Annotated in this window: 12 protein-coding genes; 6 read left to right on the top strand and 6 right to left on the bottom strand. The window is 47.5% G+C overall.

All coding sequences use genetic code 11. From position 1 onward, the window contains the following. The first annotated feature begins 49 nt into the window (after nucleotides 1-49). Entirely contained in the window at nucleotides 50-886 is an 837-nt protein-coding gene (locus AC5JBY_RS07625) for an alpha/beta fold hydrolase (protein WP_495903970.1), read from the top strand. On the opposite strand, the gene AC5JBY_RS07620 is transcribed toward AC5JBY_RS07625, so the two are convergent. Continuing rightward, nucleotides 883-1,884: a tryptophan 2,3-dioxygenase family protein gene (locus AC5JBY_RS07620; protein ID WP_495903969.1), complete on the bottom strand. Its 1,002-nt coding sequence runs from the start codon at nucleotides 1,882-1,884 to the stop codon at nucleotides 883-885. The genes AC5JBY_RS07625 and AC5JBY_RS07620 overlap by 4 nt on opposite strands. A 19-nt stretch (nucleotides 1,885-1,903) precedes the next feature. Beyond that, the gene (gene purD / locus AC5JBY_RS07615) at nucleotides 1,904-3,184 is read right to left on the bottom strand and encodes a phosphoribosylamine--glycine ligase (RefSeq protein WP_495903968.1); all 1,281 of its coding nucleotides are present in this window, start codon (nucleotides 3,182-3,184) and stop codon (nucleotides 1,904-1,906) included. 123 nt (nucleotides 3,185-3,307) lie between these two features. Between purD and AC5JBY_RS07610 the strand changes: the two genes are divergently transcribed. After that, nucleotides 3,308-4,861: a peptide MFS transporter gene (locus tag AC5JBY_RS07610; RefSeq protein ID WP_495903967.1), complete on the top strand. Its 1,554-nt coding sequence runs from the start codon at nucleotides 3,308-3,310 to the stop codon at nucleotides 4,859-4,861. Between the two features lie 61 nt (nucleotides 4,862-4,922). Then, complete coding sequence (locus AC5JBY_RS07605) at nucleotides 4,923-6,968, top strand: OPT family oligopeptide transporter (protein ID WP_495903966.1); 2,046 nt, start codon at nucleotides 4,923-4,925, stop codon at nucleotides 6,966-6,968. A 70-nt stretch (nucleotides 6,969-7,038) separates the two neighbouring features. Here the strand turns inward: AC5JBY_RS07605 and apaG are convergent, their stop codons facing one another. Then, nucleotides 7,039-7,425, bottom strand: a complete 387-nt coding sequence (apaG, locus tag AC5JBY_RS07600) for a Co2+/Mg2+ efflux facilitator ApaG/CorD (RefSeq protein WP_495903965.1) — start codon at nucleotides 7,423-7,425, stop codon at nucleotides 7,039-7,041. A gap of 157 nt (nucleotides 7,426-7,582) precedes the next feature. Here apaG and AC5JBY_RS07595 point away from each other — a divergent pair, with 157 nt between their 5' ends. After that, a complete protein-coding gene (locus tag AC5JBY_RS07595) occupies nucleotides 7,583-9,034 on the top strand; it encodes an NADP-dependent isocitrate dehydrogenase (RefSeq protein ID WP_495903964.1) in 1,452 nt (483 codons plus the stop codon). 114 nt (nucleotides 9,035-9,148) lie between these two features. After that, nucleotides 9,149-9,589: a (4Fe-4S)-binding protein gene (locus AC5JBY_RS07590; RefSeq protein WP_495903963.1), complete on the top strand. Its 441-nt coding sequence runs from the start codon at nucleotides 9,149-9,151 to the stop codon at nucleotides 9,587-9,589. On the opposite strand, the gene AC5JBY_RS07585 is transcribed toward AC5JBY_RS07590, so the two are convergent. The 3 genes from AC5JBY_RS07585 to AC5JBY_RS07575 form a co-directional block, all read right to left on the bottom strand. Beyond that, entirely contained in the window at nucleotides 9,590-9,934 is a 345-nt protein-coding gene (locus tag AC5JBY_RS07585; RefSeq protein ID WP_495903962.1) for a translation initiation factor, read from the bottom strand. 49 nt (nucleotides 9,935-9,983) lie between these two features. After that, nucleotides 9,984-10,838, bottom strand: coding sequence for a carboxylating nicotinate-nucleotide diphosphorylase (gene nadC / locus AC5JBY_RS07580; RefSeq protein ID WP_495903961.1), 855 nt, complete (start codon nucleotides 10,836-10,838; stop codon nucleotides 9,984-9,986). 73 nt (nucleotides 10,839-10,911) lie between these two features. Next, nucleotides 10,912-11,307, bottom strand: a complete 396-nt coding sequence (locus AC5JBY_RS07575; RefSeq protein ID WP_495903960.1) for a DUF4783 domain-containing protein — start codon at nucleotides 11,305-11,307, stop codon at nucleotides 10,912-10,914. Nucleotides 11,308-11,442: 135 nt separating this feature from the next. Here AC5JBY_RS07575 and gpmI point away from each other — a divergent pair, with 135 nt between their 5' ends. Then, a complete protein-coding gene (gpmI, locus tag AC5JBY_RS07570) occupies nucleotides 11,443-12,969 on the top strand; it encodes a 2,3-bisphosphoglycerate-independent phosphoglycerate mutase (RefSeq protein WP_495903959.1) in 1,527 nt (508 codons plus the stop codon). The last annotated feature ends 257 nt before the right edge of the window (nucleotides 12,970-13,226 follow it).

Here is a 13,226-nt window from a genome sequence, read left to right as displayed (position 1 = left end):
TTGTAACTTTTACTGGTATATTTTACTCTAATCGATAAACGTATCACACATGAGACAAACTTTATCCTTCCTGCTTTGCTTCATTATTGCCCTGACTGGCATAGGCCAGGAGAAAACGCCTTATGGCAACAACCCGGCAGCCGGTAAATTCTATGATATACGTGGTTTTAAAATGTATTGTGAGACGTATGGCGAAGGCCAGCCGTTGCTGATCATTCATGGCTGTGGCGGCTCTATAGCAGATTGGACCAACCAGCTGCCCTACTTCGAAAAAAAATACAAGATCATTATTGCAGATAGCCGTGCGCAGGGAAAAAGTGCAGACAAGGGTGATTCGCTTTCTTATGAAATGATGGCTGATGACTATGCTGCGCTGTTGGATGTGATGAAGATAGATTCGGCCTACGTAATTGGCTGGAGTGACGGGGGCATCAACGGTTTATTGCTTTCTATCCGCCATCCGAAGAAGGTAAAGAAGCTCGCTATAACAGGCGCGAATCTATCACCCGATACAACTGCCGTTTACCCCGAGGTCATCGGCCTCGTGAGGCCGCAGTATGATATGCTCAAGAACAAAAAGGACAGGAATGAGATGGAAAAGACCGGCTGGAAGCTCGTTCAGCTATTGCTCGATAACCCACACATTCCGCTTACTGACGTCAACAAGATCAAGTGTCCTACACTCGTTATCGGGGGCGACCATGATGTGATCAAGGAAGAGCACACCATGCTCATCTATAAGAACATTCCCAACGCTTATCTGTGGATATTACCCAACTCAGGCCACAGTACGCCACTGGTGTACAAAGACGAATTCAATAAAGTGGTGGATGATTTCTTATCCAAGCCTTTCAAACGTTTCAACGCGCAGGGAAGGTTCAACTAAGCCTGCACAAAGCCCAACCGGCGCTCCATTTCTGCAGGCAACGTAGGCAGCTTTCTGCGCTCGATCAGGAAGCTGGTAAGCTTTGCGATGTCGGCAAAGATGTAGTGTTTGTCCAACGCTCCTTTGAGGTAGTCGCGGCCAGTGCTACCGCCTGTACCGATGCGGGTGCCGATCATGCGGTGGACCATGTTCATGTGGCGATAGCGCCAGGTGCTCAGTTGTTCATCGATCTCCAGCAGGTTATTCAGCAACTGGAAAGGGAGTTGGAGGATAGGATAGCCGCGATAGAGCATGATGAATAAGGCAGAGCGGCAAGCTTTGGGGCTTAATCTGCGCTCGCCTTCAGCAGCAGTGTCGGCAAAAACGTTGTCGAAGAAAGCACGGTTCTCCTGTTCGGCAGAGGCCAGGCTATTGATATAGGTGTTACGATAGTCGTTCCAAAATTCTTTCACTTCATCCACAAAGGGCATTCTCTCCAACCAATCGTTCAGCAGTTCGATGAATGAACGCTCCTGCTCTACTGAGCGGATAAGTTCTACTTGCTGCGGACGCAGTTGAGAGACATAGTACTCCTGTCCGAAACGGTGCTGGTATTTGAGGCCCAGCTTTGCTTCCAGTATTTTGAATTGCCAGCTTTGAAACCCGGAGGCAGGGCGCAGCATATCGCGGAAGTCGAGGAAATCCATGGGTGTCATGGTTTCCATGATATCGATCTGCTGTACCAACACTTTCAGGATAGACACCATGCGCGACAGGCGATGTACTACTGTTTGCAATTCCGGCGAATTATCATTCACGGAGGGCTTCTTCATGATCCCGCTCACAGAATCTACTTCATAGAGTAGTTGTTTGAACCATAGTTCATATGCCTGGTGGATGATGATGAACAACATTTCATCGTGTGCCGGTTGTCCGAGCTTATCGCTTTCGGGCAACTGTGCGTTCAGAATATTGTCCAACTGCAAGTAATCGCTATAGTGTACTCCCTGTTGAGTCATGTGTAGTTTCTAATGCTTGTTATGCAAACTCGTATCCGATGTCTTTCCTGTAATACATATCCTCGAAGCTGATCTGGCGTAATACTTCTTTTGATTTGCTTACGGCGCCGCTGATGGTATCGCCATAAGAAGTAACGCACAGTACACGTCCACCGCTGGTAACTACTTCTTCTTCCAGGGGAGTGGTTCCTGCGTGGAATACTATACTATCAGCGGAAAATGACTGATCTAATCCTTTAATGGCATAGCCTTTTTCATAATTGCCGGGATAGCCACCACTCACCGCCATCACTGTGCAAGCGGCTCTATTATCCTGTTCTACTTTCACTTTATCGAGCGTGCCATCGGCTGCGGCTGTCAACAAATCTACCAGGTCCGTCTTCAGGCGCGGCATCACCACTTCTGTTTCAGGATCGCCCATGCGGCAATTGTATTCGATCACCATCGGCTCTTCGCCTACCTTGATAAGTCCTACGAATACAAATCCTTTATAATCGATGCCTTCGCTGGCAATACCTTTCACCGTGGGCTCCACTATCTTTTCTACTACTTTCTTCATGAAGGCATCGTTGGCAAAAGGAACCGGACTTACGGCACCCATGCCACCGGTGTTCAGGCCAGTATCTCCTTCTCCAATGCGTTTGTAATCTTTCGCTTCGGGCAGCAGTACGTAGTTCTTACCATCGGTCAATACAAACACACTCAGCTCGATGCCATCGAGGAACTCTTCTACTACTACTTTTTTACCTGCTTCACCAAACTTGCTTTGTTGCAGCATTAGCTCAAACTCGGCCATGGCTTCTACGTGCGATTGACAGATCAATACGCCTTTACCGGCAGCCAGGCCATCAGCTTTCAGCACGATGGGTAAACTATGTTGTTGTAAATAGGGGATACCATCTGCATAATTGGTAGCATCGAACTCACGATAGCGGGCAGTGGGGATATTGTGGCGCATCATGAACTTCTTGGCAAAGGCCTTGCTGCCTTCCAACTGCGCGCCATATTGTGAAGGGCCGATAATGGCCACCTGCTGCAGGGCTTTGTCTTTCCTGAACAGGTCAACAATTCCTTTTACTAACGGCTCTTCGGGACCAACGATCACCATATTAATGTGTTTATCCAACACGAATTGCTTAATGGCATCAAAATCCGTAACGGACATGTTAATATTCGTACCGCACAATGCAGTGCCTGCATTGCCTGGGGCTATATATAATTGTTGACACTTTGGACTTTGTGATAGTTTCCAGGCCAGTGCGTGTTCACGGCCTCCAGAGCCAAGGAGTAGAATATTCATGAGTACAAACGTAATTAAGAATGCCAAAATAACCGCTAAAATAGAACACTCCTGTATATATTTGGCAAATACGTAGTATTTTCCGCGCTTAAAGCAAGCTTTTAAACTGAAAACCAACCCTGGATGGAATACAAACAGCATCAACTCGCCGGACACCCTTTGGGACTTTTCGTATTGTTTTTTACTGAAATGTGGGAACGGTTTTCCTACTATGGCATGCGGGCCTTGTTTGTATTATACCTCACCAGCCAGATAGCAGAGGGAGGCCCGGGATGGGACAGATCTTCGGCCAGTTTATTATATGCTTTCTATACAGGCTTAGTTTATTTAACACCTATTCTTGGTGGATTTATAGCAGATAAATATTGGGGCTTTAAAAAATCTGTGGTCATAGGTGGACTCATCATGACGCTTGGCCACGGCGTACTGGCATTTGATCCTATCGTAGCTTTTTACGCCGGCTGTATTCTCATCGTAATCGGCAATGGCTTATTCAAGCCCAATATTTCCTCTATGGTAGGAGAGTTGTATCCTGAAGGAGCAGCTTCAGCTGGCTTAAAAGATGCAGGATATACCATCTTCTACATGGGTATCAACACTGGTTCATTCATAGGTACTTTACTTTGTGGCTACATTGGTGAAAAAGTGGGCTGGCATTATGGATTTGGGCTTGCAGGTATCTTTATGCTCATTGGCACTTTACAGTTTCATTACATTCGCAAGTTCTTTGGTCATATAGGCGAACCACCTGCAACGGCAGCAGTTACAACCACCCAGACACCAGCAGAGGCAAAGGCTCCACTCACCAAAATAGAAAAAGACCGGCTCATTGTAATAGGCATCCTGTCTTTCTTTACCGTGTTCTTTTGGTTTGCCTTTGAGCAGGCAGGTTCTTCCATGAATCTCTTTGCGCGGGATTATACAGAGCGCAATCTTTCCAGCCCGGTTGCTGCCAATGCCTTTAAATTTATCAATGCCATTATATCGTTGTTGCCGGCCTGCATCATTGCCTGGCTCTTGTACAATTTGATCAAGAAAATAGGTAAGCAATACCCTATCAGCATAGCTATTATTACTATTGGTATTCTTGCCATATGGGCGCTCGTCATATGGATGCTGTTCAAGGAATTCACCGCCGAAAAAACCGAAGTAACGGCATCGTGGTTCCAGACGCTGAACGCGCTGTTCATAGTAATGTTTGCACCGCTGTTCTCCTGGTTATGGAAAAAACTCTCTACTTCTGCCAGGTACAATCCATCGCCAGCCATGAAATTTGCGGCTTCTTTCATATTCGTAGGTATAGGTTTTCTGGCTCTTGTTATCGGCTCTTCCCAGATACCCCAGGGAGCCATGTCTGCCAATGTAAACATGATCTGGCTGGTACTTGCCTTCCTGTTTCATACGCTTGGTGAACTAAGTATTTCGCCTGTGGGTCTTTCTTATGTAAGTAAACTGGCGCCCAAAAGACTGGCCGGTCTTATGTTTGGCCTTTGGTTCTTCTGTACCTTCCTGGGTAACTTCCTGGCAGGTTTTACCGCCAGCTTCATGGATAAGATATCCGCATCTACTTCGATGTCAGGGTTCTTCACCATTTTCGTTGTCATACCATTGGTAGTAGCTATCATCATCATGGTCCTCAACAAATACATGAACAAAAAAATGCATGGGATAAAATAAGGGCTGTTCTGTCTGCCCTTTTTTCCTTTATCTTTCCGCCTAAAACTTAAACTGATTGCTTATGGCGGAAAAGAAGTTTCAGCCGTTCATTTTACCCGACGTAAAAATGGCCGAGTTCACCCTGAAGTCGATACTCACCGGGTCGATCTTCGGGATCATCTTTGGTGCCTCCACGGTTTACCTGGCATTAAAAGCAGGTCTTACCGTATCTGCTTCCATTCCTATCGCAGTAATAGCTATCACACTGAGCCGTTTATTCCTGCGCACCACCATCCTGGAGAACAACATTATCCAGACAACCGGTAGTGCCGGCGAAAGTATTGCGGCAGGTGTGGTATTCACTTTGCCTGGCTTTTTATTCCTGAGTGAACCGGGCAGTGCCGACTTCTTCAACTATTTCACGATCCTTATTCTTGCCATCTTCGGAGGTATTCTCGGTACGCTCATGATGATACCGTTGAGAAAACCGTTGATCGTAAAGGAGCATGACACGCTTCCTTATCCGGAAGGAACGGCCTGCGCCTCCGTGCTTAAAGCCGGGGAAAAAGGCGGTGACTTTGCCAAAACGGCTTTCTATGGATTGGGGGTTGCGTTTGCTTATGCCTTTCTGCAAAAGATCTTACACCTGATCGCAGAGACGCCTACCTATATCACTAAACAAACACATAAATTCTTTCCGTCTGCCCGAACCAGCGCAGAGATCACGCCTGAGTATTTGGGTGTGGGATATATCGTTGGCCCCAAGATCGGCGGTGTACTGGTAGCTGGTAGCGTATTGTGCTGGTATGTATTCATTCCGTTCCTTGCCACGCTGGTGCCCGGGGATGTAGTAGCTGCCCAGTTGGTGAAACTGGGTTATCTCGCCGACATCACTAAGGCAGGTGGTCCGGGCGGCTGGAATCCTGAGACGCATCTCTTCAACGACCTGCCCACCGCCTTATACCGCGCGTATGTGCGCCAGGTAGGTGCAGGCGCTGTAGCAGCCGGCGGCTTCATCACGCTTATCAAAACCATCCCTACCATCATCTCTTCTTTCAAAGGAAGTCTGGGTTCGCTTAAAGGTGGTGCCGGTACAGAAAATGTACAACGCACCGACCGTGACCTCTCTATGAAGGTAGTTGGCATCGGCAGTCTCGGCATGGTGATCCTTATTTCCGTTTTACCACAATTGCCTGGTACCGGCATCGGCAGTAAACTGCTCATCGGCATACTGGTTGTAATATTCGGCGCCTTCTTCGTTACGGTATCATCCCGCATTGTGGGTCTCATTGGTTCTTCCAATAACCCCATCAGTGGTATGACCATCGCTACACTGATGGGCACTTGTCTTGTGTTTATAGCAGTGGGCTGGACCGGTAAAGTGTACGAGCCCATGGCACTGGTAGTAGGTGGTCTTATCTGTATTGCCGCCGCCAACGCGGGCGCCACTTCTCAAGACCTTAAGACCGGCTACATCGTAGGTGCTACGCCAAGGAACCAACAGATTGCCTTATTCATTGGGGCTATTGTTTCTTCTATAGCTATTGGCCTTACCGTAAAAGTGCTGGATACTCCCACGCAGGAAATGGTTAAACAGGGCATTACGCATGCTATTGGTACTGATAAATATCCTGCACCGCAAGGCACCTTGATGGCAACGCTGATCAAGGGTATCCTGTCGTTCAACCTCGACTGGCAGTTTGTGCTTGTAGGTGTGGCGATTGCTATTATGATGGAGCTGTGTGGTATCAAAGCTTTGTCTTTTGCGATCGGTATCTACCTGCCACTGGCAACTACATTGCCCATCTTCATCGGTGGCGCTATCCGTGGTATCGTAGATTGGAAGCACAAGAAGAAGGGTGATAATGTAGCTAACGAAGAGGAAGACCTGCGCAAGGGTAACTTGTTTGCTACCGGCCTCGTGGCAGGTGGTGCGTTGGCAGGTGTGATCGTAGCGTTCCTGTCGGCCAGCGAGAGCGTGAATGCTGGTTTACAAAAGATGAGTGTGGAGCATGGATTGAAGGAAAGCTTCGGAGAATATGGTTACTTCTTCCTGGGCGTTGTATTCTTCGCCCTTATGGGATTCATTCTATACAGGGTGGGTTTACAGAAGAACAAACTGGAGTAATAAGATTCCGATAAGAATAACTTTTCAGCCACGAATCATCAAAGGTTCGTGGCTTTTTATTAGTCACGTACTAATTCATTTTGAAGGGAACGATCATCTCAAACACGGGGATGTTCACATTGAAGGTGGCCTTGTTGTGCAGGTTTTCCATCAGGTAAATGCCATACATTTTACCCATTTCGCTGCGGAGGTTGCAGCCGCTGACGTACTGGTAGCGTTCGCCCGGCTGGAGGGAAGGCTGAACGCCTACTACCCCTTCTCCTTCGACTTCGCGGTTACTGCCATTGCTATCGACAATAAACCAGTGGCGGCGGTGAAGTTTGACGGGGAAATTGTTATGATTTTCAATGGTAATGCGATAGGCAAACATGTATTCTCCCGACACCGGATTGGAGTAATCCGGCTGGTAGAACGTCTCTACACTAATCTCAATGCCTTCGGAGATCTTAGATACCATAATAGCTGTTTGCCCGTTTAAAGGTAAACAAAAATAAAAGCTGGCTGTAGTTATTAGACAAGATTTAATGGCAATTATTGCCTGCAGATGCTAATTTTGCCCCGCTTTTACGCGGTTTTCTTCATAAACTACCCAGTTACATTACAATAATTCAATTATGAAAATATCAGTTGCGAAAGGAGATGGTATAGGCCCCGAAATCATGGAAGCAGTTCTCAAGATCTTTGAAGCCAACAAGGTTCCCCTGGAGTACGAAGTGGTTGAAATGGGTAAGTGGGTATTTGATAAAGGTTTTTCCAATGGTATGACACCTGAGGCTCAGCAGACTATTGAAAGTCTGGGTATGCTTTTCAAAGGGCCTATGGAAACTCCCAAAGGCAAAGGTGTAAAGAGTATCAACGTTACCGCCCGTAAAACCTGGAACACCTACGCCAACAAGCGGGTATTCCAAAGCCTGCACGGTGTAGACACTGTATTTTCCAAAGCAGGTATTCCCATCGACATTACTGTTGTTCGCGAGAACATCGAAGATACTTATGGTGGCATCGAGCACATGCTCACCCACGACGTAGCACTCAGCCGCCGTTTCATCACACGCCCCGGGTCCTTACAGGTGATCCGTTATGCGTTTGAAATGGCCAAACAGAAAAAAGCAAAACGTATTACCTGCGGCCACAAGGCCAATATCATGAAGCTCACCGACGGTCTCTTCCTGGAGTGCTTCTACGAGGTGGCAAAAGAGTATCCTGAGCTGAAAGCTGATGACATCATTGTGGATGACCTCTGTATGAAACTGGTGAGCCGTCCTGACACCTTCGATGTAGTGGTGCTTACCAACCTGCAGGGTGATATCGTTTCTGATCTTTGCGCCGGTCTGGTAGGTGGATTGGGGTTTGCACCATCGGCCAACGTAGGTGATCACATCTCCATCTTCGAAGCGGTACATGGTACAGCGCCCGATATTGCCGGCAAGAACATCGCCAACCCAACAGCGCTGTTGTTGAGTGGTATCTCTATGCTGCGCCACCTTGGTCTTACCGAGAATGCGGCCATCATCGAGAATGCGTTGTTGTATACGCTCGAAAGTGGTGTACACACAGGTGACTTCGGTGACAAGTCAATAACATCTTCCAATACCACGCAGTTTGCCGATGCCATCATCAGCAACTTTGGCAAGCAGCCGGCGCACAATCCGAAGGAGGTGATACCGAACCAACCTGGCACTCCTACACCGTTCAAGCTGCGCGAGAACGCGATGATGGAGTCCAAAGAAAGTGTTCAGGAGAACATTGTTGGTGTAGATATGTTCATTGAAAGCAACATGCAGCCACAGGCAATTGCTACCAAATGCCAGCGTCATGCCGGCGTGAAGTTCAAACTCGTCAACATCAGCAACCGTGGTACGCAGGTGTGGCCTACTGGTTCTGTGTATACCAACCTGGTGAACGTGTACAACGTGCGTTTCGAATCACTGGATGGCGAACCGCTTAGCCAGCAGGATATTCTCGGTCTTTATGTGAGCCTTAGCGGCAACTTCAAGATCGCTTCGTCTGAGCTGCTGAACATGTGGGGCGATAAAAAAGCCTACAGTCAGGCTGCAGGGCAATAAATAATCATAGCTTTTTACAACAGAAGCTGTAAAATAGACAAGTCCGCAACGGTGCCGTTGCGGACTTTGTTTTTTGAATTGTTGTAACTTACAAGTTGTAAACAAACAGGAATAGTGGAAAAGAAATACACCAATAACGAAGTGACAGTAGTGTGGAAGCCTGATATGTGCATCCATTCAAAGGTTTGCTGGAAGAACCTGAAGGAAGTTTTTGACCCCACCAAGCGCCCCTGGATAAACATTCAGGGAGCAGATACGCAGCGGATCATTGACCAGGTGCGTCATTGTCCCAGCGGTGCACTGAGTTATTTTATGAATAATGCGGAAACGACTGAACCATCCACCTTCCCAAAGCCTGTAGCAGAGGCTGCGCACATAACAACTGTAGAAGTAAGCTCCAAAGGACCCTATATTATCAACACCGAGTGTGTCATTAAATATCCTGACGGAAGGGAAGAAACAAAAAGCGGCACTGTTGCGCTATGCCGTTGCGGCGCTTCCAACAACAAGCCTTATTGTGACGGAAGGCATAGGGAAGTCAACTTCGAGGGATAGTTATATCTTCTTAGCCTTGGTATATCCATTCTTCTGCATCCACTGCATGATCTTATCGCGCTGATCGCCCTGAATGATGGCTTCTCCATCTTTCACAGCGCCGCCGGTACCGCAGAAGTTCTTTAGCTTCTTACCGAAGTCTTCGAGGTCTTCATCCGTACCTACAAAACCTTGCACCAGTGTTACGGCTTTGCCGCCACGGTTCTTTGTGTCCAGCCGCACTTTCAGCAACTGCTGTGCAGGAGGCAGCGTAGCGGCCTGCTCCCGCTCTTCTTCTTCAAACCGGAAATTAGGGTCCGTGCTATAAACAAACCCTTTGTTATCGGGCTTATTCTTCTTACTCATCGTATATCAGTTTTCAAATCGTTACTAATATAAAGCGCTTTCTCCTCATTTACAACGTCGCTGCCTTCAAACTCAAATCCAAGCTCTTTGCCTGGTGTATCAGGGCGCCCACGCTTACATAATCTACGCCTGTCTTTGCGTAGGCTTCAATATTGTCGAAGTTGATGCCACCACTGGCTTCCGTTTCCATCTTGCCTTTGATGATAATTAATGCTTCTGCCAACTGCTCAGGTGTGAAGTTATCCAGCATGATACGGTCTACTTTTCCGAATGCCACTACCCGCTGTACCTCATCGAGGTTGCGGGTCTCTACTTCAATCTTCAAACCCGTGTTGGTTTGTTGCACATATTGCCAGGCGCGGTCGATCGCTTTTTCGAGACCTCCGCAGTAATCGATATGATTGTCCTTGAGCATGATCATATCATACAATCCCATGCGGTGGTTATGGCCGCCGCCAATGCGCACGGCTTCTTTCTCCAGCAGGCGGAAGTTAGGCGTAGTCTTACGGGTATCGAGTACTTTGGTACGATAGCCTTTGATGATCGAACTGTAGGCATGCGTTAACGTAGCAATACCGCTCATGCGTTGCATGCAATTCAACACCAGCCGTTCGCATTGCAAAATGGTATGTACAGAGGCTTCTACTTCAAAAGCGATCTCGCCGAATTTCATAGCGTCGCCATCTTTCTTAAGGGGCGTAAAAACAGCTGAAGGTTCTTTGAAGCGGAAGACGGCAGCCGCCACTTCCATGCCTGCCAGGATACCATCCTGTTTGATCTTTAAAACAGCTTTGCCTCGTGCGTCGGCGGGGATACAACTCAATGTGGAATGATCTCCATCTCCAATATCTTCTGTCAATGCCGACTTGATCAATACATCTAATTGTTCATCAAAGGTTAACATGCAACAAAGATAAACGAAAAAGACCCATAGCATTGCTGCCATGGGTCTTTCGTGTTTTCAGGGATAAATGAATTTATTCCATTAATTCGAAGCCCATTTCCTGTACCACTTGTTGCTCTCCTTTCTGCTTCATAAAGAATTTTGTGCGGTAATTGCCATTAGAGGTTTGCAAGGTTCCTACACAGAACAGGGAACCATCTTTGTTTTCTCCCCGGTGCTTGATCTGGAAGTTCTTCACTTTGTTGCTGGTGAAGAAGTCTTTGAGGATCATTTCAGCCTGGCTTTTGCTGTAATTGTCACTTTTTCCGGGCATGGAGATGTCTACGCGACTGTCGAAGTACCTTGATAGTTGGTTTGCGTTTCCGCTACGCATTGCGGTTACAACGTCATCAATCGAATAGAAGTACGAAGTGAATGAGACCAGGAATAGCGAAATGGCTATTGTCGCCAGCCTCAGCTGTTTTATCATAAGTGCATTTTTACTGCTTCAAAAATTGCCAAAAACATGCCAAAGTAAGAGTACGTTGAAAAAATACTAATCCCTGTGTATTACTTACCTTTGCGGCCGGATATATTCACAAATCTAACATAATCATATCGTTATATGTCAGCAAGCAAAGCAATCCTCGTCATCATGGATGGTTGGGGGCTCGGCAAGGTGAAAACCTCCGATGCTATCCAGAACGCCCATGTTCCTTTTGTAAGTTCCCTCTATTCAAAATACCCAAACACCACGCTGGTGACCTGCGGTGAAGCGGTAGGCTTACCCGATGGCCAGATGGGTAATAGTGAGGTTGGACACCTTAACCTTGGCGCCGGACGTATCGTGTACCAGGAGCTCCAGCGCATCAATGTTGCAGTTCGCGATGGCTCTTTTGATAAGAATCCTGTTCTGCTCGATTCCATACAATATGCACTCGATAATAAGAAGCCACTCCACCTGCTGGGCCTGGTGAGTGATGGTGGTGTACACTCGCATACGCTTCATCTCAAAGCTATTGTTTCTTTGTGTGCCAAAAAGGGCTTAAAGGATGTATATATCCACGCTTTTACCGACGGTCGCGATACTGACCCTAAGAGCGGTCTTGGCTACCTGAAAGACCTGCAGGAGCACCTCAACAAAACTACCGGCAAGATTGCTACTGTAAGCGGCCGCTACTATGCTATGGACCGCGACAAGCGCTGGGAGCGCGTGAAGCTGGCGTATGATGCGCTGGTGAATGGCGTAGGAGAAAAAGCAACAGACGGTATTGCTGCCATCGAACAATCGTATGCGCACAACATCACTGATGAGTTTATAAAGCCTACTGTTGTTGTGGGCGCCGATCAGCAACCGCTGGCAACTATCAAAGAGGGTGATGCAGCTATCTGTTTCAACTTCCGCACTGACCGTTGCCGCGAGATCTCGCAGGTGCTTACACAAACCGATATGCCCGATCATGATATGAAGAAGCTGTCGCTGCACTACACGACCATGACCGACTATGACAAAACATTCAAGAACGTAAGTGTTGTATTCGAGAATGACAATCTCAACAATACACTTGGTGAAATACTCGCCAAGGATGGCAAGACGCAAATCCGCATTGCTGAAACAGAGAAGTACCCACACGTATCTTTCTTCTTCAGCGGTGGCCGTGAAGTGCCTTTCGATGGTGAGCGCCGCATCATGATCCCTTCGCCCAAGGTGGCTACTTACGACCTGCAGCCTGAAATGAGTGCTATCGAGCTGACTGACGCCATTGTGCCGGAAATAGAAAACGAAAGTGTTGATTTCATTTGTCTCAACTACGCCAATGCCGACATGGTGGGTCATACCGGCGTGTTTGAAGCTGCCGTGAAAGCCGTGCAAACGGTAGACAAATGCGTGGAGCGGGTAGTGACTGCTGCGCTGGCGCATGGCTACACTGTTTTCCTGACTGCAGACCACGGCAATGCCGATTTCATGATCAATGAGGACGGTACGCCCAATACGGCCCACACGCTGAACTTGGTGCCCCTGTTTGTGATCGACAAGGACTGGAAAGGCACCCTGAAACCCGGCAAGCTGGGCGATATAGCGCCTACTATTCTCACCAAGATGGGCCTGGCTATTCCGGCTGAGATGACGGGGGAAGTTCTTATTGGTTGATAAGTTGAAAGGGTTGATAGGTTGAAAAGGATAATCTGAAAACGTAATAATCAATCTATTACAATAATATCGAGGCTGTCGGATACATGTCCGGCAGCCTTCCTTTTTTACTATATAGGGTTATAAAGCCGGGTAAGAGCTCTCCTTGCGAACTCAATTTCTCCACCCTTTCAACTTGTCAACCTATCAACATTCCAACCTCGTCTTTTCAACCTGTCAACTTCGCCCTCCTCACCAATCGCCCGCCCCATCAACCT

Source organism: Paraflavitalea sp. (genome assembly GCF_059502485.1).
The sequence above is the reverse complement of the archived record's forward strand: the minus strand, read 5'-3'. Positions and strand labels throughout refer to the sequence as shown.